This window comes from Alteraurantiacibacter buctensis (genome assembly GCF_009827655.1).
Lineage (GTDB): Bacteria > Pseudomonadota > Alphaproteobacteria > Sphingomonadales > Sphingomonadaceae > Alteraurantiacibacter > Alteraurantiacibacter buctensis.
Window position 1 is genome coordinate 952194 of record NZ_WTYV01000001.1, and the last position, 20160, is coordinate 972353.

Sequence of the window (20160 nt, forward strand, 5' to 3'; positions counted from 1 at the left end):
TGGCCCTGTGCCAGCAGCAGGGACAGCTCTTTGATCGGTTGATTAGCCTGCGCATTGCCCGCCGCCCGGGGTGACCCATCCGGCTGCAAGGTGACATTCTGGTCCTGGACACTGTTCCAGGTGTTCCAGGTTAGCCCTTGCGGTAAGGTGTCCGGCGCGACAGGACCAGCCGGTCCGCCGCCACGCCGCGCCGCTCACTGTCGAGGAAGTCGGCCACCGCCTCGCGGAAGGCGGGATCGGCAATGTAATGGAAACTGGTGGTGGCCACCGGCTCATAGCCACGGGCCAGCTTGTGCCCCCCTTGTGCCCCCGCTTCCACCCGGCTCAGCCCCCGTTCGATGGCGGCATCGATCGCCTGGTAGTAACACAGCTCGAAATGCAGGAAGGGCTTGTCGACCAGGCAGCCCCAATAGCGGCCATAGAGCGCATCCGGCCCGACCAGGTTGAGCGCCCCGGCGATGGGCGTATCGCCTTGATAGCCCAGCACCAGCAGCACCTGCCCACCCAGCCGCTCCCCGATCAGGTCGAAGGCCGCGCGCGTCAGGTAGGGCGTGCCCCACTTGCGCGCTCCGGTATCCTGATAGAACTGCCAGAAGGCGTCCCAATGGTGCGGCTTGAGGTCCGTGCCCGAGAGATGGCGAATGGTGACACCTTGCTGTGCCACGGCCCGCTCCTTGCGCAGGTCCTTGCGCTTGCGTGAGGCCAGCGTAGCCAGGAAGTCGTCGAAATTGGCATAGCCGCGATTGGGCCAGTGGAACTGGATGTCCTCGCGCTTCAGCCAGCCGGCCGCTTCGAACCAGGGGTGCTGGGACCTTTCCACGAAGGTGGCATGGGCCGAGGAGAGATTGCTTCCCTGGCACAGCGCTTCCGCCGCGCGTAGCAAGGCGGCGGCGTGGTGCGGATCACTGGCCAGCACGCGGGGGCCGGTGGCCGGCGTGAAAGGGGCCGCGATCTGCAGCTTGGGGTAATAGTCGCCCCCCGCGCGGTGCCAGGCATCGGCCCAGCCGTGATCGAACACGTACTCGCCCTGGGAGTGGCTCTTGCCATAGGCCGGCAGCGCGCCAAGCAGGCGGCCATCGGCATCCTCCAGCACCAGCGGCAGGGGCTGCCAGCCGGTCCCCTCGCCTACCGACCCGGAGTCCTCCAGCGCGGTGAGGAAGGCATGGGACATGAACGGGTTGCCCCCTGCCAGCGCATCCCAGGCCGCCGCATCGAGCGTGCCGACGGCGGATGCGACGCGGACAGTCAGCCCGGTCCCCTCGCTCAAAGGCCAGCTCCCTCCGCGATCGGGGCATCGGCGTGTTCGGCAGCGCGGACGCGCAGCGCCGGGGTGTTCACCGTCCAGGTCAGCACGGGCAGGCCCCGCTGGCGGTGGCGCCGGGCAAAGGCGGAAGGGAGGTCGCGCACGTCATAGGCCAGGAACTGGGCACGCGCGTTCCACAACGCAAGGTGCCTTTTGACCGTACCGGACCAGGTGCGATTGCCTGCTTCGGTCACCACCAGCCCGCGCGGCACCTCAGGCGCACGGCGGGCGAACCATGCCGCCACGCGGGGATCGAAGCTCATCACGGCCACCGGACCGGGATAGCCATCTAGGTCACGTCGCACTGCGCGACACAGGTCGAGTATGGAAGGCGCGCCAGCGGGCTTGGCGCGATCGCTCTTCAGCTCGATCAGCAGCGGCATCCGCCCGGCAACCTGCACCAGCAGGTCGCGCAAGGTGGGAACGGGCTCGCCGCCGATGGCCAGGGTGAGCGCGGTGATCTCGGCCACGCCCAACTGGTCCACCCGGCCGGGCCTGCCGGTCAGGCGGTCAAGCGTGGCATCGTGGAAAACCACCGCCCGACCATCACGGCTGAGGCGCACGTCGCACTCGATCCCCAACCCCCCCTGGATGGCGAGCGCGAAGGCTCCCGTGGAGTTCTCCGCCACCCCGGCGCCGTGGACCCCCCGGTGGGCATAGACCGCGCCCTTCAGCCAGCCGCTGACGGCCGGTTCGGGCGGCTGGGCATAGCGCCGGTCAAAGAGGGCGAAGGGCGACAATCGCATCGACTTCCACCGCCGCGCCCAGCGGCAGCACCGGCACTCCCACCGCGCTGCGGGCGTGCTTGCCGGCATCGCCGAACACCTCGGCCATCAGCTCGGACGCGCCGTTGGCCACCTTGGGCTGGTCAGTAAACGTGCCCGCCGAATTGACGAAGGCCCCCAGCTTGACGACGCGTTCCACCCGCTCCAGCAGCCCCGCCGCCTGCAACTGGGCCAGGATCATCAGCCCGCAGGCCCGCGCCGCAGCAGTGCCCTGCTCAAGCGACACGTCCTCGCCCAACCGTCCGGTGACCAGCGCACCGTCGATGAAAGGCAATTGGCCCGAAACGTGGGCCAGGCCGCCGGCTTCCACCACGGGCACATAAGCCGCCACCGGCGCGGCGGCGGCGGGCAGGGTGATGCCGAGATCGGCCAAGCGATCGAGGATGGGGCGTTGGGCGATGGTCATGCGGTTTCTCCATGCAATGTCTCGAGCAGCCAGGGCAGGGCCGCATCCCAGGTGTCGATGCGGGCATGGGCGTGGCCGGCGCTATGGGCGCAGGGGATGTGCGGGGCGATGGCCGGCTCGCCGCAGAAGTGCAGCCGGTGCACGCCTGGCATCGTATCCATCACCGATGCGTGGTGCTTGGCGATATCGTCGATGAAGACAACGCGCCCGGGCTGGTGTTCGGCCACGATGCGGGCCAGCGCCCCGCCCTTGGGGCCCTGGTTGGTATAGACGGGGGCATTGACGCCCAGCGCCTGCAACTGGCGCGTGCGCGATTCGTTGCGATGATCGAGCAGGTTGGTCAGCACCACCAGGTCCGCCTCGCGCTGCAATTCGGCAATCGCCTCTACCGCACCGGGAATGGCGGTCTGCCGGTCCATCTCGCCATCGAAGAACAGGTTGAGGTAATCCCACATCTCCGCTTCGCTCACCACCGCGTTGCTGTCGCGGCGGCGGAAGCTTTGCACGAAAGGATCACCATTCAGCAGGAAGTCGACCCCGTGCTCCTCGCCCAGCCAGTCGCGGAAGTGGCGCACCATATAGAGCAGCACCTCGTCGCAGTCGGTGATCACCAGCGGCCGACTCATCGGGCAAGCTCCTGCGCGGCGGCAGCCAGCCGGGCGGGCGGCACACCCAGGGCATCGGCAGCATCGAGCAAGTCCGGCTCGTGCGAGCAGAGGAATTCCAGTACCGCGCGCTGGGTGGAGCGGCTGCCCAGCGATTCGCGCAAGGTGTCCGGCGTCAGGCCCGTCAGGTCCAGCAGCCGCTCGGCTCGCCGGTCATCCGCCAGGACCCAGCCCAGCGCCTGCAGGGCGAGAGCGGCGGGATCGTTTACCTGATTTTCACTATCGCGATGAATTGTCAGCACTCCCGTAAGGGCGTAAGGACCGGCCAGTGCCTTTCTGCAAGGACCCGGCCAGGGGCAGGGGGCATCCGGGGACGCAATGACCAAACGAATCCTCGTTGTCGAGGACAACGATCTCAACCGCAAACTTTTCTGCGACGTGCTTGTCGCCTGCGGTTTCGATGTGGAGCCTGTGGCTGACGGACACCAGGCGCTGGAGCGGGCGCGTGGCTTCCACCCCAACCTGGTGGTGATGGACATCCAGTTGCAGGATGTATCCGGCCTCGACCTCATCTCCAGCATGAAGGCCGATGCCGTGCTGGGCGACGTGCCCGTGCTGGCGGTGACCGCCTATGCCGGCAAGGGCGACGAAGAGCGGATCCGCGAGACGGGGGCCGAAGGCTACCTGTCGAAGCCCGTCTCTATCGGCCCGTTCATGGCGGCGGTGCGCGGCCTGATCGACCAGGTGGCCTGAACCGCCCTAGCCCAGGGTCATTTCCAGCAGGAACGTCACCAAAGTCAGGCACAGGCCCAGCATGAAGGTCTTGTAGGCGTAGGCCAGGTACTTGTACTTCTTGCGCTGCAGCACCTGCCCGTTCTGGTAGACATCGTGCAGCATGGTGCGGAACACCGTCTCGTCCGCCTTCAACTCGTCCAGTACCGAATCGACCCACTCTTCCTCGGGCACGTGGGTAAAATAGCCAAAAAACAGCTTGTTGCTTTTGCCGTCGTTCAGCCTGGCCGATTGCGGGCCGCTGACCGAAGGCAGCACGGCATAGACGGCGCAGCCTGCGGAGATGAAGGCGAACAGCGCCAGCACACCCAGCGACCAGGGCATCGTGCCGCCGCGCGCCTGGCCCACGGCAATGGTAAAGACCACGAAGGTCGCCCCCATCAGGATCGATGCCTTGGCATCGGCCATCTGGCTGAGGGCCAGGTTGATCTGCTGCGTGGTGCGCACCAGGTGGATGGCATGGTTGGAATAGCCGGAGGGCGAAGGCAGCGAAGGCGCGGCCACCGGTTGTTCAGGCTGGGTTGTGTTTTGTGCCACGATTTGCCCCCTCGCGCTCGCTGCCATGCCGGATTACACCTGCGGGCGCGCTTGACAAGCGGGTGAAAGAGCCGCTTTTCGACTGCCATGACCGCGGCGCCTGTGCCGCCAGAGACATTACGGGAAGAATCCAAGATGGACCGCGCCGCAATTGACAGCACCATCCGCTCGCTGATCGAGCCGTTCAACCGCAAGAGCGTGGAAGTGGCGGATGCCACCACCTTTGCCGGTGACCTGGAGTTCGACAGCCTGACGGTGATGGACTTCGTGGCCGCCATCGAGGACGAATTCGATATCATCATCAGCATGAACCAGCAGGCCGAGATCGAGAATTACGGCCAGCTGGTGGACGCTGTGATGAAGATGCGGGGCGAGTAAGCAAGCGATGAGCGAAACCGTGACCGAAAGCCGTGACCTGTTCTCGAAGTTCGACGAGATCATCGCCGTGCGCGAGAACCTGCTGGCCAGCGGGGTGGAAGACCCGTTCAGCCTGGTGATGGAAAAGGTCCTCAGCCCCACCCGCGCCATCTGCAACGGGCGCGATACCATCCTGCTGGGCACCTACAACTATATGGGCATGACCTTCGATCCGGATGTGATCGAGGCAGGCAAGGAGGCGTTGGAACAGTTCGGCTCGGGCACCACTGGCAGCCGCGTGCTCAACGGCACCTATCGCGGTCACCGCGAGGTGGAGGACGCGCTGAAGGAGTTCTATGGCATGGATCATGCCATGGTCTTCTCCACCGGCTACCAGGCCAACCTGGGGATCATCTCCACCATCGCCGGCAAGGAGGACTACATCGTCCTCGACATCGACAGCCACGCCTCGATCTGGGACGGCTGCAAGATGGGCGATGCGCAGATCGTGCCGTTCAAGCACAACGATATCGAGGCGCTGGAAAAGCGCCTGAAGCGCATCCCTGAAGGCGCGGGCAAGCTGGTGGTGCTGGAAGGCGTCTATTCGATGCTGGGCGACATCGCCCCGCTGAAGGAGATGATCAAGGTCGCCAAGGACAACGGTGCCATGGTGCTGGTGGACGAGGCGCATTCGATGGGCTTCATCGGCGAACACGGCCGCGGCGTGGCTGAAGCGCAGGGCGTGCTGGACCAGGTCGATTTCGTGATCGGGACTTTCTCCAAGTCGGTTGGCACGGTGGGCGGCTTCTGCGTCTCCAACCACCCCAAGTTCGAGATCATGCGGCTGGTCTGCCGGCCCTACGTGTTCACCGCCAGCCTGCCGCCCAGCGTCGTGCACACCGCCGCCACCAGCATCCGCAAGTTGATGCACGCGGGCAACAAGCGCGCGCACCTGTGGGAGAACTCAAAGGTCCTCCACAAGGGGCTGATGGACCTTGGCTTCAAGCTGGGTACCAGCGAACCGCAGAGCGCGATCATCGCCGTTATCATGCCCGACCTGGAGCGTGGTGCCGCCATGTGGGAAGCGCTGCTGCATGAAGGGCTGTACGTTAATCTGGCCCGTCCGCCGGCCACGCCCGCCGGCATGACGCTGCTGCGCTGCTCGCTGTGCGCCGAGCATACGGCTGAACAGGTGCAGACGATCATCGGCATGTTCGAACGTGCCGGCAAGGCGGTGGGCATCATCTGAGGAACGGGGCGGGCCATTGCTCGTCTTCCCTGCAAAGGAGACAGCAATGACCACCAACACAGGTTCCGCCCGCTACGAAGGCCTCGGCAAGAACGGCAAGGGCCACGTATCGACCGGCTCGGGCGCGCTGAGTGACCAGCCCTACGGCTTCACCACGCGGTTCGAAGGCGCGCCTGGCACCAATCCGGAAGAGCTGGTGGGCGCGGCCCATGCCAGTTGCTTCACCATGGCGCTGAGCTTTGCCCTTGCCCGCGCGGGCCATAGCGACGGATCGATCGAGACTACTGCCACGGTAACGCTGGAAAAGGATGGCGACGGGTTCACCGTCACCCGATCCGACCTCGTCACCACGGCGCGGGTGCCCGGCATTTCCGACGAGGACTTTCAGGCCATCGCCGCCGACGCCAAGGTCAATTGCCCAATCTCGAAGCTGCTCAATGCCGAGATAACGCTGGCAGCCACTCTGGCAGACTAAGCTGCCGGGGCCACCACGGCGGTACATGGATCGCTGGCCGCCTCGCTCTCGCCGCCATCCAGCAGGGCGAGTGCGGCGAAGCCGGCGATCACCAGCGCGACAAAGCCCAACGTTACCAGGCCCAGGTACTTGTCTATGAAGGCTTTGATCGGTGCGCCGAACATGCGGAAAAGCACGCCCACGATCATGAAGCTGATCGACCGCGAGATGAGGCTGGCGGACAGGAAAAGCCATAGCGGCAGGTGCACAAAGCCGGCGGTGATCGTCAGCAGCTTGAACGGGATCGGGGTAACCCCCTTGGCGACGAACAGCGAAAACACTGCCGCTGGCTCCTGCCGCAGGAAGCAGATCGCGCGCGGGAAGGTTTCCTGCATTCCCAAGGCAGCGATCAACCAGTCACCTACCAGGTCATACAGCCCCCAGCCGATGGCATAGCCTAGCAGGCCGCCCGCGACGGAGGCGAGCGTGGCCACTCCTGCAAACCGGATCGCGCGCTTCGGGTCGGCCAGACACATCAGGCCCAGCAGCGGGTGCGGCGGAATGGGGAAGAAGCTGGCCTCGATAAAGGCGAAAAGCGCCAGCCACCACACGGCATGACGATGGGCGGCCTTGGCCATGGTCCAGTCGTAAAGGCCGCGGATCCAATTCATGCGCTGCTCCTGTCCCGGGGAGGCACGCGCCGCCGGACGCAGCAGCGGTTAGAGCCAAGCCGTCACCAACGCAATCCCGAATGAATAACCTATATGGCACTTTTTTATTGACATCGTGACACTCTTTGGTTAGAGAAAGGCGATTGTGTACTTTACAAACCCATGAGGGTGCCGTATAGGATATCCACAAGCTAAGGAATATCCCATGTCGGTTCTCTCATCCCCTCACTTTCACGACGAAGCTAAGGCTTTCGAGTACCTTGAGAGCATCGTGTGGGCTGACGGCGTGACCTGCCCCCATTGCGGTGTGCATGGTGGCCGCGTTTACGACCTGTCGGGCGTTCGCACGAAGGCCAGCAACAAGAACCCAGAGGGCAAGGTTCGCCACGGCCTCAAGAAGTGTGGCGAGTGCCGCAAGCAGTTCACCGCAAAGGTTGGCACGGTGTTTGAGCACGCCCGTATGCCGCTTCATAAGATGCTCCAGGCTGTGCACCTGATGGTTTCCAGCAAGAAGGGCATCAGCGCCCACCAGCTTAGCCGCGTTCTTGAGGTCCAGTACAAGAGCGCGTGGTTCCTCGCCCACCGCATCCGCGAAGCCATGCGCTCCGGTGATCTTGCACAGCCGTTCGGCGGCAACGGCGGCGCGGTTGAAGTTGACGAAACCTACATCGGCTTCAAGCGCGATGTGGCCACCCGCCGCGGCACTGCCCACAAGCACGGCGTACTCGCGCTGGTAGACCGCGAGAGCGGCCAGAGCCGCTGGTTCAAGATCGACAGCGCTACCGCCGATCAAATCCACCCCATCGTGCTTGGCAACATCGCCCGCGAGGCGCGACTGATGACGGACGAAGCCAAGATGTACCGCAAGATTGGCCGCGAGTTCGCAGAACACGGCACCACCACCCACGCGGCTTTCCAGTACGTCGATATGACCGACCGCACCATTCACACGAACACTGTTGAAGGCGCGTTCTCAATCTTCAAGCGCGGTATGCGCGGCGTGTACCAGCACTGCGCAGAGCATCACCTGCACCGCTATCTGGCAGAGTTCGAGTTCCGCTATAACAACCGCATCGCCAACGGCGTGGATGATCGCACTCGCGCCGCCCGCGCAATGGAGGGCATCGTCGGCAAGCGCATCACCTACGCAAGGCCTGACTAAAGGACCTAAGGCCCCACGCCAGTTGTCGCTTCCTGGATATGAGCCTCGCCGCCGTGGACGGTGGAAGCCCAAGCCGCGTAAATCAGGGGATTCACAAAGAAAGGCGGCGGTGCTATGTACACCGCCGCCAGGTTGGTACCCATACTGCTTATTGGCTCACATCGAGGCCACCGTCCCCAGCCCGGGATTGGTGGCCTCTCTCATTTAGCCCCTGCCGTCACCGCGAGCTTGTGTCCGGCATGAGCGACCCTCCTAGCGGTCATTTTGTCACGCATGGCGCGCCTCCTTTCGGCGACTCATATGCCAGCGACCGAAACACTCGTCAACCTCACGTTGCTTGTTTGCTCCAATTGCTTCTGCCTCGTTGCTTCCCGTCGTGGTCCGTGGTAGACGGGCGTCAACAAGCAAGAGGAATCGCAATTATGGCTCGCTCTCAAAGCCCAGGTTATCCACAATTTGCACTACCCAAAGCGATAAGCGCCGTGCGCAAGATCTTCGAGGCGGACCGCCGCAACCCCATCGATCGATCGGTTGCCCAAAAGCACATCGGATATTCAGGCCCTAGCGGCGCCGCCGATAAGGCGCTTGCTACCTTAGCGCATTATGGCCTGGTGGAGCGCGTCGGCAAAGGAGAGGTGCGCGTCAGTCAGCTTACAGTGGATATTCTGCACCCGGACAGCGACGTTGTGCGGCGCCGCGCGCTTCTTGAGGCCGGTTTCAATCCTCAAGTCTACAAGGACCTCCGCGACCGCTTTGGGGATCATGTCTCGGAAAATGCTCTCCACTCATATCTCGTGCGGGAAAACTTTCTTGATCGAGCAATTGGTCCAGTGAGCAATGGCTATCTTGAGACGATCCGTTATCTCGAGCAAGAGAAAGCATTCGAAAGTCGTGGAAACGCAGCGTCAGAAGTGGAAGAATCGGCGGCATCGGAGAATGATTGGAACGCCGACATGGATGATACTGCAGTGTTAGAACGGCCAGCACCGGCCATCGCCCCGGTTGCGGCACCAGTGCCACAAGTGGAAGTTGGAGAAACCGAATGGATGCGCAATCCACTCGGTCGTGGTAAGTCGGTGCGTGTGCTCGTTACGGGCGACATGGGTACCAAGGAGATTGGCAAACTCATTAAACTCCTTGAAGCGCAGAAAGCGGTGCTCGACGATGACGACGAAGAAGACCAAATGTTCGAGTGAGCAATCTCAACTCGACAAGTTCAAGGAAGCCGCACGCCAGCTTGAGTGCGATGATGACGACAAGCGCTTCAAGGAGCGCGTCGGCAAACTAGTCTCGCGTAAGGGAGTTAATGGCTCAAAATGCCAGTAGAGCGCTTCTTAGGGTGCGGTGCCTGGAATAGACCGTAAAGGGTAACACCCGCACCCAAGAGACCTGCCAATCCAACTGTCACCCATGACTGTGCCATCGCCGCCATCAGGTGGCTATCGAACGGCACGAATGGCATAAGCAGGAATGTCGGGAACGTGGCTCCACTCCCTCCCTGCGTAACTACATGGAGGAATTGAAAGCCACGACCCTTGAGGTAGGAGTGAACTGCGCCGATAGCGGCAAACGCGATGCCACAAAGGATAGTGAGGCCGTACATGGCCTCCCCACTATGTGGCGCGTACTGGTGAACTAGGCCGTTCAAGCAGCAGCTATGACGGCTTTGACTCCTCCAATCATACCGAGACCGGCAACGGCAATCTCACCTACAGCAGGCAGCGAACCACCGAATGTAGCTACGACTGACCCAACCAGCGCGACCGCCAGCGCCCCCATCCCCAATATCACGGCGAGTCCCTGAGGCCGGAACACGCGTACAGCATTCGCTTTTGACATGACCTTCCTCCTTCCTAGACAACACGGGTTTCGTACAAAACGCAGCGTAGCGCAAGAAAGTTTCCATTGGGTCTAGACCAATGAATCATAATGTGGCGCTCGCGACTCATTGATTCAACGTCGCGCAACACAGATCGTACGGACGTGCGCGTAAGACAGCGGAAAAAGCACTTTCCTACAGCGTAACGCTGAATGTACCGATTGGGCGACGTATGTCGGCAAAACGCCGTACAACCTGTGCGCGGCCTGTGGATAACCTAGCTACGCAGGCAAAAACGATTCGACTCAAGGCTTTGGCGGACTGATATTGGCTGCTGACATGAATAGGGGCCGAGTTTGCGGCTCGGCCCCATTCATTCCACCACGATCTTGCAATCGCCGGTGGGACGAGCTTTTTCTAGCACCGGAATCATTATCCGGAATGAGCGAAGGGTCAAGGCGATTGCGACTAACCATAAGGAAAGTACGCAATGCCGAAAACTCCCTCCAATCACGGTAAGCCGTGGACTCCTTCCGATGTGAAGCAGTTGAAGCAGCTGGCCAAGGAAAATACCCCCACGCGGGTGATCGGCCTGAAGATGCAGCGCACCGAAAGCTCCATCTACAGCGCCGCGTCTGACGCTGGCGTTTCGCTTAAGCCGACGAACCAGAGTCCATACAACCGCAAGAAGTAGAGACCGCCGCAACGGCTCTCTCATAGGCATGGCGCTCATCATCAGACCAGGAATGGTTATGGTTGGTGAGCGCCAACGCTAACCGGTCCAAAGCACTCAAGATTATCTTATTTTTCTGCATCTTTTCAGTTCCTTATTCTCTGGGTTTGTAAAAGACACAAACGCCTAGAGAAACGGAACATCGCGATGGTGTGATTCGACGGGGCGGCCCGCACGGCAAGTGTGCGGGCGCGCCCCTTTTTCATGCCCGCCATCCCACAGCATGGAACCACACCAGAATGCGCAAGAGCACCAGGATCATGCCCGCATACCGCGAGGGTGAACGCGAACAGCTTGACCGCCACTGGCGCGGGCTGTTTCTCGATACGCTGGCAGAGACATCCAACGTCAGCGAAGCAGCCCGCCGCGCCGGGATCAATCCCAGCCGCGCCTACAAGGTCCGCCGGGAGGAAGCCGGCTTCCGCACCAAGTGGGCCGCCGCCCTGGCGGAAGGCTACGCCCACCTGGAGATGGAAACGCTCCACCGCCTGCGAATGGGCACCGATGCCGGCAAGGACGAGCGGAAGTTCGACCTGGCCAATGCCCTGCGGCTGCTGGCCCTGCACCGCCAAAGCGTGGCCCAAACCGCAGCACAGGACAGCGATGACGACGAGGAGGCTATCCTGGCGATCCTCCATTCCCGGATCGAGGCCGCCCGGGCCCGCGAGGCGAAACGGCTGGCAGCGACCGACAGCGCGCCCTGCAACGATGATTGAGAGCTGGCGGTGGCTGAGAAAGACGGATGCAGCCGTTTATGATCCAGTCCTGCGGAAACTGCCAAAGCCCGCCAAGGAATTCCTGCGCGACTGGTGGATCACGCAGGCCCGTGACGAACAACTGCCGCCGCCGGGCGACTGGCGGCTGTGGCTGATCTGCGCCGGACGCGGTTTCGGCAAGACGCGCACCGGCGCCGAATGGGTCAACGCCGTGGCCCGCGCCGATTGCCGGGCCCGCATCGCCCTGGTCGGCGCTTCGCTGACCGAAGTGCGGGCGGTGATGGTCGAGGGCGAAAGCGGCCTGCTGGCCTGCTCCCCCGGCAACAGTCGGCCGCGCTTCGATCCCTCGCTACGCCGACTGGTATGGCCGGGCGGCGCGCAGGCTTACCTCTATTCCGCCGCCGAGCCCGAGAGCCTGCGCGGCCCCCAGCACAGCCACGCCTGGTGCACAGACCCAGAAGGAAGTGTTCGTCAACGAGGCGTTCTTCCTGGCAGACATCCTGTTGCATCCGGCGGTCGATAGTCAGACAAGCACACCACCCGCTGCTCCAGCTGAGGGATCCTGCTGGCTTGTCGGTAACGATCCGACGGGCGCATGGAACGGCCAAGCCGGTGCGATCGCCGCCTACAGCGCTGGCGAGTGGACATTCCTCCCGCCGCAGGATGGCATGAGTCTGCTGGTCATGACCACCGGTCAGATGCTGCGCTATCGCAACGGTTGGCAGGCCGCTTCACCCGTGGCGGCCCCGAGCGGTGGCACCACGGTTGATGCCGAAGCAAGGACAGCCATCAATGCCATTCGCAGCGCGCTGATTACCGCAGGCATCCTGCCGCAACCCTAGGAATCTGCAGTGGCGGCATAGGGGGTGGTGTCGATAAGCCCAGCGTCCGCGAAGCCCTTCCGTCGGAGCCGGCAGCTGTCGCATAAACCGCAAGCCAGGCCTTCCGCGCTGGGATCATAGCATGACCAGCTATCCGCCGGATCGAGGCCCAGACGATTGGCCTCCGACGCGATGCGGGCCTTCCCCCAATATTGGAGCGGCGTGTGGATCACGAACGGCCGTCCCTCGACGCCGTCACGTGTTGCAAGGCGCGCGGTCTCCTGAAAACTGGCGATAAAGTCGGGCCGACAATCCGGGTATCCCGAATAATCGAGGGCATTAACGCCAATGAAGATGTCATGCGCCCCGATCGCTTCGGCCCAGGCCAGCGTCAGCGACAGGAACACGAGGTTACGGGCTGGCACATAGGTGACCGGGATCCCTTCCTCCAGGCCGCCCTTGGGTACCGCAATATCGTCAGTAAGGGCCGACCCGCCGAACTGGCGCAAGTCGAGTGGCAAGATTGTGTGCTTCCTGGCCCCGAGCTTTGCAGCGATGTTCCGCGCAGATTCGATCTCTCGCCGGTGGCGCTGGTTATAGTCGATCGTCAGGGCATTTATCGCGAAACCCTGCTCACGCGCCAAGCCGGCAGCTACCATCGAATCCAGCCCGCCTGAGAGCAGGATCACCGCCTGAGCCTGATTGCTTTCCATGCTTGCGGGCTAGGCCCAACCGGCTTTCCGGGCAAGGCCTAGCACGGGCCTGTGCGCCGGGCTTCTCCGGCCAGCGCGAACGGACCGCCTCCCTGGCTGCCCTGGCTCTGCAGCTGGACGAGCGCGCTCCCCTCTTTCCGGATTGTTGTGCGACCGTAGCCATCGCCCCTGCAGGTGTACTGCACCGTCACTTCCTGGGCATCGTCCTGCACCACAAATTGGGTACAGCCCGTCTGCCGGTGCTGCAACTGGATCAGATCCCGACCGTTGCGGACGCAGATGTTGCGGCGAGAACCATCAGAACGCTGGCGGATTTCCCACATGCCGGGCTGCAGAGTGTCCAGCATCGCCAGTTCCGAGACCTCGGCTGCGATTGGTGCGGCCAACCCGGCCGCCCCAAAGGCGCCCAGCAAAAGACCCAGTTTTTGCATGCTCGCCATTTAGCACCACTCCGAAGTCGTCGCGCACCCCTATGCAACAGACCAGCTTAACGGCAGATTGCCCTTCACGCGCGACGAGCTGAGCGCTTACTCAATCCTGCACGCAGAATTGGCGCGAACAGAACGCGCAGTCGATGCGGATAACCCCCGTCTCGTCTTTCATTTCGACACGGTCCACGTGCGAAAATCGGGCAAGCACCTGCTCGAAGTGCTGCGCCGAACACCGGCATCCCTTGCAGAGTGATGCACCGCGTTCGACCAGGATCCTGTCCTCTTCGTGGTAAAGGCGCCAGACGATCTCCTCCAGTGACAAATCCTGTTCGATCAGTTCTTCCGGCTGGATCGTCTGGGCCAGCAGGCTGACGTGTTCCCATTGGGGATGATTCAGGCGCGCGTGGAGACGCTCGCGGCCATCCTCGCCATCGGGCAGGTGCTGGACCAGCAACCCGCCACCAACATTGCCGGCCGCGCCCGATTTCAGCCCGGTCCGGATGAGCGTGGGCACCTGTTCGCTCTGGCCGAAATAAGCCTGGAGCGCCTCGGTCAGCGATTGCCCCTCCAGCGGAACAATCCCCTGGTAACGCTTGCCTTCTCCGCCCATGTCGAACGTCAGGGCGAGATAACCTTCGCCGAACAGCGCCGGCAAATCCGGGTTCGATCCTAGTGTGTCGAATTCAGCCGGATCATGCTGGACATAGCCGCGCAAGGCTCCGTCGTGATAATCGCACACCAGCAGCGAAATCACCCCGCCATTGGCCTGCGCCTGAATTGTTAGCTGGTCATCCGCATCCTTCAGCAGCCCGCCGACCAGCGCGGTGAGAACCAGGGCTTCCGCCAGCACCAGCTTGATCGCCGGCGGATAATCGTGCGCGGCAAGGATCTCGTCCAGCACAGGACCCAGGCGAACCACCCGGCCGCGACAGTCCTGCGCGGGGATGGTGAAGGAAACGAGGCGGTCGAAGCCGGTGGCGGGCTGGTCGGGAAGGCTATCAGGCATCGGGGGCATATGGGTCGAGCCGGGCGTTTACCAAGCCCTAGCTGTTCCCCAACAAGCCAAAGCACCACAGCAGAACAGACTTCTGCGCGTGGATGCGGTTCTCCGCTTCATCGAACACCACGGATTGCGGCCCCTCGAACACGTCGGCTGAAACCTCTTCTCCGACGTGCGCTGGCAGGCAGTGCAGGAAGCGCGCATCAGGCTTGGCGCGCGCCATCAGGGTGGCATTGACCTGGTAGGGTGCCAGCTCCGCCAGCTTTTCGGCCGCATGGGCCTGCCCCATCGAAATCCACGTATCGGTGACCACCACATCGGCCCCCGCTGCCGCTTCCGCCGCATCGTGGGTAACCGTGATGTCGGAACCGGCCGCACGGGCAGCATCGAGATAGCGCGCTTCGGGGACATAACCCCTCGGCGTGCCGATCGCCATGTCGAACCGCATCAGGCCCGCCGCCTCAACCACCGAATTCATCACATTATTGCAGTCACCCAGCCAGGCTAGCTTCAGGCCCGGCAGGGCCTTGCCGTGCTCGATCACGGTCAACAGGTCCGCCACGATCTGGCAGGGGTGCGATCGGTCAGTCAGCCCGTTGATTACCGGGACCCCGGCATAGGCCGCCATTTCCTCCACTTTCGCGTGATCATCGGTCCGGACCATGATGGCATCTGCCATCCGGCCCAGCACGCGGGCGGTATCAGCCACAGTTTCCCCGCGCCCGAGCTGCGAGGTGCCCGCATCGAGGACCAGCGGCGTGCCGCCAAGCTGGCGGATGGCGATGTCGAAACTCACCCTTGTGCGGGTGGAATTCTTCTCGAACACCATGGCCAGCACCCGTCCGGCCAAGGGTGCATCGGCATCTGCCTTGCCCTTTGGCCAGCCCTTGCGCGCAGCCTTTCGCTCGATCGCGTCGCTGATCATCGCGGCGATGGCATCGGGACCCGCGTCGGCGAGATCGAGGAAATGCCGCGCCGCCATCAGCCGGCGTCCGGCTTGTAGCTCGCGGCACCCGCCGACAGCTTGTCGAAGAACTCGTCCATCTCCGCGTCCCCGATCACCAGCGGCGGCAGCAGCCGCAGCGTGTTGTCGCCGGCGGCCACGGTCAGCAACTGGTATTTATCGCGCAGGTGCACCATGAAGCCGCGCGGCTCCCCCTTCATCTTCAGTCCCAGCATCAGGCCCAGCCCTCGCACGCTGTCGAACAGCTCCGGGTAATTGCCGATGAACTGTTCAAGCCGGCCCCGCAGCCGCTCGGCCTTGGCGCGCACGTCAGCCAGGAACTCCTCGTTAGCCACAGCGTCCATCACCGCCATTCCCGCCGCCATCGCCAACGGATTGCCCCCATAGGTGGAGCCATGGGTCCCCAGGCCCATGCCGCGCGCTGCTTTTTCGGTGGCGAGGCAGGCCCCAAGCGGGAAGCCGCCGCCAATGCCCTTGGCCGTCGCCATGATATCGGGCACCACGCCGAGCTGTTCGTAAGCGTAGAGCGTTCCGGTCCGCGCGACTCCGCACTGAACCTCGTCGAATACGAGCATCAGGTCATGCTCATCGGCCAGGGCGCGCAAGCCTTGCAGGAATTCCGCCGTGCCCACGCGGATGCCGCCTTCACCTTGCACCGGTTCCACCAGGAATCCGGCGGTCTGCGGACCGATGGCCGCCCTGGCCCCTTCCAGATCATTGAAGTCAACATAGCGGAAGCCCGGCAGCAGCGGGGCAAAGCCCTTGTGCATCTTCTCCTGGCTCGACGCGCTGATCGTGGCCATCGTCCGCCCGTGGAAGGCGTTGTTGAAGGTTATCAGTTCGTACCGCGTGGTGTCCCCATTCACCTGGTGATAGGCGCGCGCGGTCTTGATCGCGGCTTCCACCGCCTCAGCGCCGGAGTTGGTGAAGAACACCGTGTCGGCAAAGGTCGCGTCCACCAGGCGCTGGGCCAGTGCTTCCCCCTGCGGGCTGCCGTAGAGGTTGGACACGTGCATCAGCGTGGCCGCCTGCTGCTGGATCGCGGCAATCAGGCCGGGATGCGAGTGGCCCAGCAGGTTGACGGCAATACCTGCCGCAAAATCGAGGTAGCGCGTGCCATCTTCGGTAATCAGGTGGCAATTCTCACCCTTGACGGGCCGCACTCCGCACCGGGGATAGACCGGCATCAGCGGGGTAATGGTCATGGACAAATCCTTCGAAAACGAATCCGTAAAACGACAAGCGGCGGCCGATCCGGCCGCCACGTCATGGATTGCTATCTAGGACGGGTGCGGCGGCCGGTCAAACACGGCCGCCGATCCCAATGCCTGCGACTCAGTCGCGCGCAGGCGCCAGATTGACAGCCGAGTACTTGCCTCGTCGGTCGACTTCGAGATCGAATTCGAAGCGGTCGCCCTCGTTGATGCCCGGCAGGCCCGAACGCTCCACCGCGCTGATGTGAACGAAAGCGTCTTCCTTGCCATCGTCACGGGTGATGAAGCCAAAGCCCTTCATGGCGTTGAAGAACTTGACAGTGCCCACGGCCTTCTCGCCGGTCAGCTCGCGCTGCGGGCTCTTGGGCGTTGCAGCCACGGCGATAACATCGCCCACCACCTGCAGATCGGCTGCGGACACCTTGCCGCCACGATCCACCAGGTTGAACTGCAGTTCCTGCCCTTCGGCCAGACCTTCCAGCCCGGCGCGTTCCACCTGGCTGATGTGCACGAACACGTCTTCCCCGCCCTCATCGCGCTGGATGAAGCCGAAACCCTTCTGGGCATTGAAGAACTTTACCTTGCCCTTGCCGGTGCCGACAACCTGGGCGGGCATACCGCCACCGCCGCCGCCGCCGCGAGGCCCGCCACCGCCGCCGCCACGCGGGCCGCCGAAGCCACCCTCACGCGAACCACCGCCGCCGAAGCGATCGCCGCCGCCGCCGCCACCGAAACGGTCGCCACCACCGCCGAAGCGATCACCGCCGCCGCGCCAGTCGTTACCCATCGGAGCCGGACCACCGAAGGGATCGAAACCTTCTTCGCCGAAACCGTCCCGCTTGTCGCGTCCCCGGCCGCGACGCCCTCTGTCATAACCCATGTATGCGAACAACCTTCATCCCGCCCTTGCGATTCACCCGGTGGCGCGGACGGAAATCCCGCCGGATGGAAGCGCAGGTCTAGCCCGCCACTCCGTGACCGTGCCGCCTATACAGGAGAATCTGCGCGCTGGCGAATGATTTACGTTTTGCGCTCTTGTAGCACACTGGCGGGGATGCAATTGAAGTTTCGCAGTCCCCGCAGGGCTGCCCAGCGGGAGCTTTCGGGATGAGCGATTTCAGGCAATTGTCCGACCAGGTCTGGGCCAGCCCGCAGATCACCCTGGCCGACGTGCAGGCCGCCGCCGCGATGGGCTTCGCGCTGGTAATCAACAACCGGCCCGAGGGCGAAAGCCCCGACCAGACGCCGGGTGAGGATATTGCCGCAGCCGTGCGCGCAGCGGGCATGGACTATTGCGCCATCCCCATCGCCCCTGGCGGTTTCACGCACGAGCAGGTGGCAGACATGGCCAAGGCCCTGGGCGAAGCCGGCGGGCCGGTGCTTGCCTATTGCCGTTCCGGCACCCGTTCCACGCTGCTCTGGTCGCTGGCGCAGGCCGCAGCGGGCGAGGACCCCGATTCCATCGCGAGCGCGGCCTTGCAGGCTGGATACGACATCGCCCCGATCCGGGGCATCGTCGAGTCGCTGGCGGCCGAGGCGCGCAACTGACATGTCCGGGCCGCTGCCCCTGGCACTGGCCCTGCTCGCAGTACTGGCCCTTGTGGCGCTGGCCCATTGGCTGGGCTTCAGCCGAGCGGCCAAGCTGTCGGGTCCCGACCATGCGACTGCCCTGGCGCAGAGCCTGCCGGGCGGCTTTTCTCCCGTTGACCTGGCCATCTCGCGTGATGGCGGCGGTGCCCTGCTGCGCGATGCGAGCGGGCAGGTGGCCATTATCGCGCCTGTCGGTGCGCATTTCGTTGTGCGGTTACCAGCCAATCGGTTCTACGCGCGCCCGGCCGGTAAGGGCCTGATCGAAGTGCGCGGCGAAGACTTTGCAGCACTGCTGGATCTTGGCGAGGAGGGTGCACGCTGGCTGGCCATCCTTTCCGGCGCTTCCCCGGCTGGCCAGTAATGGGCTTCGATCCCCTGCCCTATGCCGTGCCCCTGTTCGTGCTGCTGATCGCGGCCGAACTGCTCTGGGCCAAACGCACGGGCCGGATGGCCGCGTATGAAACCCGCGACACCGCCGTTTCGCTGGGGCTGGGGCTGGGCAGCGTCGTCGCGGGGGCGTTGGCGGCGCCGGCGGTGCTGGCAATCATGGCCCATATCTACAGCTTGACCCCGCTGCGGATCGGCTGGGCCTGGTGGGCCTGGCCATTGTGCTTCCTTGCTGACGATCTGGCCTATTACTGGCAGCATCGCGCCGGACACCGGGTGCGCTGGTTCTGGGCCAGCCACGTCAATCACCACTCCAGCCAGCATTACAACCTGTCCACTGCCCTGCGGCAGACCTGGACCGGCTTCCTGGCCATAACCTTCGTTTTTCGCCTGCCGCTGGTGGCGGTTGGTTTTGCGCCGGAATTGGTGCTCGCCTGCGCTGGCCTGAACCTCGTCTACCAGTTCTGGATCCACACCGAGGCGGTTGGCCGCTTGCCGCGCTGGTTCGAGGCGGTATTCAACACCCCCTCGCACCACCGGGTGCATCATGCCACCAATCCGCGCTACCTTGATCGCAACTTCGCCGGCACATTCATCGTGTGGGATCGCCTGTTCGGTACGTTTGAGCCGGAACGGGACGACGAGCAGGTCCGCTATGGCATTGTCCACCAGCTCGGCGGCTTCAACATCCTGAAGGCAGCGTTTCACGAATGGCTGGCCATCGGCCGCGACCTCGTCCGCGCCCCCTGGAAGGCCAAGGCTGGCTACCTGCTGCGTGAACCCGGCTGGTCGCACGATGGCAGCCGCGAAACCTCCGCCATGATCCGCAGGCGCCACGGGATTGAAGACGCGCAGTAGCACTTGGCAGAACACGAGACTTCGGGGGGCGCGGGCCCCTGCCGGTTCTGATCGCGCAAGGGCTACGGGACCCAGCAGGCTCTCGCGCTCCCTCTCCGTCGGCTACCTCAGTTCCCTGTGTGACTTGGCCGGCGCCAGGAAGAGCGCAAAGAAAAAGGGCCGGAGGTTTCCCCCCGGCCCCTTTCTGTTTGCCTTGCGGCTATCGCTTAGCGACCCGAACCCGGACCGTAGGTGATTTCCACCCGGCGGTTCTGCAGTTCGCGGACACCGTCGGCGGTCGGCACGCGGTTCTGGCTTTCGCCGAACGCCTGGGCCGAGATCCGCGCAGCGGGGATGCCCTTGCCGGCCAGGTAGGTCTGGACCGCAGCGTTACGACGTTCGGACAGGCCGACGTTGTACTGGGTCGAACCCGAGCGGTCGGCGTGGCCGGCCAGCATGATCGCCGCGGTACCGCAGTTGCCATAGGCCGTCACGGCGCTGTCGAGCACGCGGGCCGCTTCCGGCGTGATCACCGACTGATCCCAGTCGAAGAACACGATGTACGGGCCCTGGTTACACGGCGTCGCGAACTTTTCCCTACACACGCTCTTCCG

General features: G+C 63.7%; 27 protein-coding genes. 13 read left to right on the forward strand and 14 right to left on the reverse strand.

Going from position 1 to position 20160, the window contains the following annotated elements; translation table 11 throughout:
- Positions 1-130: 130 nt before the first annotated feature.
- Genes GRI99_RS04505 through GRI99_RS04525 form a run of 5 tightly spaced genes read right to left on the reverse strand, consistent with a single transcriptional unit; the run spans position 131 to position 3401 of the window.
- Positions 131-1267 (reverse strand): GNAT family N-acetyltransferase, encoded by a 1137-nt coding sequence (locus GRI99_RS04505; RefSeq protein WP_160770757.1) that lies wholly within the window; start codon positions 1265-1267, stop codon positions 131-133.
- Entirely contained in the window at positions 1264-2049 is a 786-nt protein-coding gene (locus GRI99_RS04510) for a glycerophosphodiester phosphodiesterase family protein (protein WP_160770758.1), read from the reverse strand. The genes GRI99_RS04505 and GRI99_RS04510 overlap by 4 nt, the downstream gene beginning before the upstream one ends.
- Positions 2021-2494 carry a RidA family protein gene (locus GRI99_RS04515; RefSeq protein WP_160770759.1) on the reverse strand — a complete coding sequence of 158 codons (474 nt, stop codon included), beginning with the start codon at positions 2492-2494 and terminating at the stop codon, positions 2021-2023. The genes GRI99_RS04510 and GRI99_RS04515 overlap by 29 nt, the downstream gene beginning before the upstream one ends.
- Positions 2491-3120: an HAD family hydrolase gene (locus GRI99_RS04520; protein ID WP_160770760.1), complete on the reverse strand. Its 630-nt coding sequence runs from the start codon at positions 3118-3120 to the stop codon at positions 2491-2493. The genes GRI99_RS04515 and GRI99_RS04520 overlap by 4 nt, the downstream gene beginning before the upstream one ends.
- On the reverse strand, positions 3117-3401 hold the full coding sequence (locus tag GRI99_RS04525; RefSeq protein WP_337192864.1) for a DUF3572 domain-containing protein: 285 nt from the start codon (positions 3399-3401) through the stop codon (positions 3117-3119). The genes GRI99_RS04520 and GRI99_RS04525 overlap by 4 nt, the downstream gene beginning before the upstream one ends.
- Positions 3402-3477: 76 nt before the next feature.
- Here GRI99_RS04525 and GRI99_RS04530 point away from each other — a divergent pair, with 76 nt between their 5' ends.
- Positions 3478-3852: a response regulator gene (locus GRI99_RS04530; protein ID WP_160770761.1), complete on the forward strand. Its 375-nt coding sequence runs from the start codon at positions 3478-3480 to the stop codon at positions 3850-3852.
- A 6-nt stretch (positions 3853-3858) separates the two neighbouring features.
- Here the strand turns inward: GRI99_RS04530 and GRI99_RS04535 are convergent, their stop codons facing one another.
- Positions 3859-4428, reverse strand: a complete 570-nt coding sequence (locus GRI99_RS04535; RefSeq protein WP_160770762.1) for a Pycsar system effector family protein — start codon at positions 4426-4428, stop codon at positions 3859-3861.
- 135 nt (positions 4429-4563) lie between these two features.
- Between GRI99_RS04535 and GRI99_RS04540 the strand changes: the two genes are divergently transcribed.
- The 3 genes from GRI99_RS04540 to GRI99_RS04550 are packed head-to-tail and all read left to right on the forward strand — an operon-like array spanning position 4564 to position 6509.
- Positions 4564-4806 (forward strand): acyl carrier protein, encoded by a 243-nt coding sequence (locus tag GRI99_RS04540; protein WP_160770889.1) that lies wholly within the window; start codon positions 4564-4566, stop codon positions 4804-4806.
- Positions 4807-4813: 7 nt separating this feature from the next.
- On the forward strand, positions 4814-6034 hold the full coding sequence (spt, locus tag GRI99_RS04545; RefSeq protein WP_160770763.1) for a serine palmitoyltransferase: 1221 nt from the start codon (positions 4814-4816) through the stop codon (positions 6032-6034).
- 46 nt (positions 6035-6080) lie between these two features.
- Positions 6081-6509 (forward strand): OsmC family protein, encoded by a 429-nt coding sequence (locus GRI99_RS04550; protein WP_160770764.1) that lies wholly within the window; start codon positions 6081-6083, stop codon positions 6507-6509.
- Here GRI99_RS04550 and GRI99_RS04555 read toward each other — a convergent pair.
- Positions 6506-7159, reverse strand: coding sequence for a YqaA family protein (locus GRI99_RS04555; RefSeq protein ID WP_160770765.1), 654 nt, complete (start codon positions 7157-7159; stop codon positions 6506-6508). The genes GRI99_RS04550 and GRI99_RS04555 overlap by 4 nt on opposite strands.
- Before the next feature lie 205 nt (positions 7160-7364).
- Here GRI99_RS04555 and GRI99_RS04560 point away from each other — a divergent pair, with 205 nt between their 5' ends.
- The 6 genes from GRI99_RS04560 (at position 7365) to GRI99_RS04585 (ending at position 12431) form a co-directional block, all read left to right on the forward strand.
- Positions 7365-8321: an IS1595 family transposase gene (locus GRI99_RS04560; RefSeq protein WP_160770766.1), complete on the forward strand. Its 957-nt coding sequence runs from the start codon at positions 7365-7367 to the stop codon at positions 8319-8321.
- A gap of 422 nt (positions 8322-8743) precedes the next feature.
- Complete coding sequence (locus GRI99_RS04565) at positions 8744-9517, forward strand: hypothetical protein (protein ID WP_160770767.1); 774 nt, start codon at positions 8744-8746, stop codon at positions 9515-9517.
- A 1113-nt stretch (positions 9518-10630) separates the two neighbouring features.
- Positions 10631-10834 (forward strand): hypothetical protein, encoded by a 204-nt coding sequence (locus tag GRI99_RS04570; protein ID WP_160770768.1) that lies wholly within the window; start codon positions 10631-10633, stop codon positions 10832-10834.
- 278 nt (positions 10835-11112) lie between these two features.
- Positions 11113-11589 (forward strand): hypothetical protein, encoded by a 477-nt coding sequence (locus GRI99_RS04575; RefSeq protein ID WP_160770769.1) that lies wholly within the window; start codon positions 11113-11115, stop codon positions 11587-11589.
- On the forward strand, positions 11582-12112 hold the full coding sequence (locus GRI99_RS04580) for a terminase large subunit domain-containing protein (protein WP_160770770.1): 531 nt from the start codon (positions 11582-11584) through the stop codon (positions 12110-12112). Before GRI99_RS04575 ends, GRI99_RS04580 begins: the two co-directional genes overlap by 8 nt.
- A complete protein-coding gene (locus GRI99_RS04585) occupies positions 12054-12431 on the forward strand; it encodes a DUF2793 domain-containing protein (protein ID WP_160770771.1) in 378 nt (125 codons plus the stop codon). The genes GRI99_RS04580 and GRI99_RS04585 overlap by 59 nt, the downstream gene beginning before the upstream one ends.
- Here GRI99_RS04585 and queC read toward each other — a convergent pair.
- The 6 genes from queC to GRI99_RS18835 form a co-directional block, all read right to left on the reverse strand.
- Positions 12428-13123, reverse strand: a complete 696-nt coding sequence (gene queC / locus GRI99_RS04590) for a 7-cyano-7-deazaguanine synthase QueC (RefSeq protein WP_160770772.1) — start codon at positions 13121-13123, stop codon at positions 12428-12430. The genes GRI99_RS04585 and queC overlap by 4 nt on opposite strands.
- A 38-nt stretch (positions 13124-13161) precedes the next feature.
- Positions 13162-13563 carry a DUF3617 domain-containing protein gene (locus tag GRI99_RS04595; protein ID WP_237438099.1) on the reverse strand — a complete coding sequence of 134 codons (402 nt, stop codon included), beginning with the start codon at positions 13561-13563 and terminating at the stop codon, positions 13162-13164.
- Positions 13564-13654: 91 nt separating this feature from the next.
- Positions 13655-14569: an Hsp33 family molecular chaperone HslO gene (gene hslO, locus GRI99_RS04600; RefSeq protein ID WP_337192865.1), complete on the reverse strand. Its 915-nt coding sequence runs from the start codon at positions 14567-14569 to the stop codon at positions 13655-13657.
- A gap of 28 nt (positions 14570-14597) precedes the next feature.
- Positions 14598-15536, reverse strand: coding sequence for an ornithine carbamoyltransferase (gene argF, locus GRI99_RS04605; RefSeq protein ID WP_160770774.1), 939 nt, complete (start codon positions 15534-15536; stop codon positions 14598-14600).
- Positions 15536-16723 (reverse strand): aspartate aminotransferase family protein, encoded by a 1188-nt coding sequence (locus tag GRI99_RS04610; protein ID WP_160770775.1) that lies wholly within the window; start codon positions 16721-16723, stop codon positions 15536-15538. The genes argF and GRI99_RS04610 overlap by 1 nt, the downstream gene beginning before the upstream one ends.
- Positions 16724-16853: 130 nt before the next feature.
- Positions 16854-17612, reverse strand: a complete 759-nt coding sequence (locus GRI99_RS18835; protein ID WP_160770776.1) for a cold-shock protein — start codon at positions 17610-17612, stop codon at positions 16854-16856.
- Between the two features lie 227 nt (positions 17613-17839).
- On the opposite strand from GRI99_RS18835, the gene GRI99_RS04620 reads away from it, so the two are divergent.
- From GRI99_RS04620 to GRI99_RS04630, 3 genes are read left to right on the forward strand one after another with little or no spacing between them, the layout of a single operon-like run.
- On the forward strand, positions 17840-18280 hold the full coding sequence (locus tag GRI99_RS04620; RefSeq protein WP_160770777.1) for a protein tyrosine phosphatase family protein: 441 nt from the start codon (positions 17840-17842) through the stop codon (positions 18278-18280).
- Position 18281: 1 nt separating this feature from the next.
- A complete protein-coding gene (locus tag GRI99_RS04625; protein WP_160770778.1) occupies positions 18282-18683 on the forward strand; it encodes a hypothetical protein in 402 nt (133 codons plus the stop codon).
- Positions 18683-19567, forward strand: coding sequence for a sterol desaturase family protein (locus tag GRI99_RS04630; protein WP_160770779.1), 885 nt, complete (start codon positions 18683-18685; stop codon positions 19565-19567). The genes GRI99_RS04625 and GRI99_RS04630 overlap by 1 nt, the downstream gene beginning before the upstream one ends.
- Before the next feature lie 206 nt (positions 19568-19773).
- On the opposite strand, the gene GRI99_RS04635 is transcribed toward GRI99_RS04630, so the two are convergent.
- The coding region (locus GRI99_RS04635) for an OmpA family protein (RefSeq protein ID WP_202392913.1) at positions 19774-20160 on the reverse strand (387 nt) is incomplete at its 5' end.

Excerpts from the sequence above, each read along its gene's own strand:
- GRI99_RS04510 (WP_160770758.1), bottom strand. The coding sequence starts at position 2,049 with ATGCGATTGTCGCCCTTCGCCCTCTTTGACCGGCGCTATGCCCAGCCG.
- GRI99_RS04515 (WP_160770759.1), bottom strand. The coding sequence starts at position 2,494 with ATGACCATCGCCCAACGCCCCATCCTCGATCGCTTGGCCGATCTCGGC.
- GRI99_RS04520 (WP_160770760.1), bottom strand. The coding sequence starts at position 3,120 with ATGAGTCGGCCGCTGGTGATCACCGACTGCGACGAGGTGCTGCTCTAT.
- GRI99_RS04530 (WP_160770761.1), top strand. The coding sequence starts at position 3,478 with ATGACCAAACGAATCCTCGTTGTCGAGGACAACGATCTCAACCGCAAA.
- GRI99_RS04540 (WP_160770889.1), top strand. The coding sequence starts at position 4,564 with ATGGACCGCGCCGCAATTGACAGCACCATCCGCTCGCTGATCGAGCCG.
- spt (WP_160770763.1), top strand. The coding sequence starts at position 4,814 with ATGAGCGAAACCGTGACCGAAAGCCGTGACCTGTTCTCGAAGTTCGAC.
- GRI99_RS04550 (WP_160770764.1), top strand. The coding sequence starts at position 6,081 with ATGACCACCAACACAGGTTCCGCCCGCTACGAAGGCCTCGGCAAGAAC.
- GRI99_RS04555 (WP_160770765.1), bottom strand. The coding sequence starts at position 7,159 with ATGAATTGGATCCGCGGCCTTTACGACTGGACCATGGCCAAGGCCGCC.
- GRI99_RS04560 (WP_160770766.1), top strand. The coding sequence starts at position 7,365 with ATGTCGGTTCTCTCATCCCCTCACTTTCACGACGAAGCTAAGGCTTTC.
- GRI99_RS04565 (WP_160770767.1), top strand. The coding sequence starts at position 8,744 with ATGGCTCGCTCTCAAAGCCCAGGTTATCCACAATTTGCACTACCCAAA.
- GRI99_RS04570 (WP_160770768.1), top strand. The coding sequence starts at position 10,631 with ATGCCGAAAACTCCCTCCAATCACGGTAAGCCGTGGACTCCTTCCGAT.
- GRI99_RS04575 (WP_160770769.1), top strand. The coding sequence starts at position 11,113 with ATGCGCAAGAGCACCAGGATCATGCCCGCATACCGCGAGGGTGAACGC.
- GRI99_RS04580 (WP_160770770.1), top strand. The coding sequence starts at position 11,582 with ATGATTGAGAGCTGGCGGTGGCTGAGAAAGACGGATGCAGCCGTTTAT.
- queC (WP_160770772.1), bottom strand. The coding sequence starts at position 13,123 with ATGGAAAGCAATCAGGCTCAGGCGGTGATCCTGCTCTCAGGCGGGCTG.
- GRI99_RS04595 (WP_237438099.1), bottom strand. The coding sequence starts at position 13,563 with ATGGCGAGCATGCAAAAACTGGGTCTTTTGCTGGGCGCCTTTGGGGCG.
- hslO (WP_337192865.1), bottom strand. The coding sequence starts at position 14,569 with ATGCCCCCGATGCCTGATAGCCTTCCCGACCAGCCCGCCACCGGCTTC.
- argF (WP_160770774.1), bottom strand. The coding sequence starts at position 15,536 with ATGGCGGCGCGGCATTTCCTCGATCTCGCCGACGCGGGTCCCGATGCC.
- GRI99_RS04610 (WP_160770775.1), bottom strand. The coding sequence starts at position 16,723 with ATGACCATTACCCCGCTGATGCCGGTCTATCCCCGGTGCGGAGTGCGG.
- GRI99_RS18835 (WP_160770776.1), bottom strand. The coding sequence starts at position 17,612 with ATGGGTTATGACAGAGGGCGTCGCGGCCGGGGACGCGACAAGCGGGAC.
- GRI99_RS04620 (WP_160770777.1), top strand. The coding sequence starts at position 17,840 with ATGAGCGATTTCAGGCAATTGTCCGACCAGGTCTGGGCCAGCCCGCAG.
- GRI99_RS04625 (WP_160770778.1), top strand. The coding sequence starts at position 18,282 with ATGTCCGGGCCGCTGCCCCTGGCACTGGCCCTGCTCGCAGTACTGGCC.
- GRI99_RS04630 (WP_160770779.1), top strand. The coding sequence starts at position 18,683 with ATGGGCTTCGATCCCCTGCCCTATGCCGTGCCCCTGTTCGTGCTGCTG.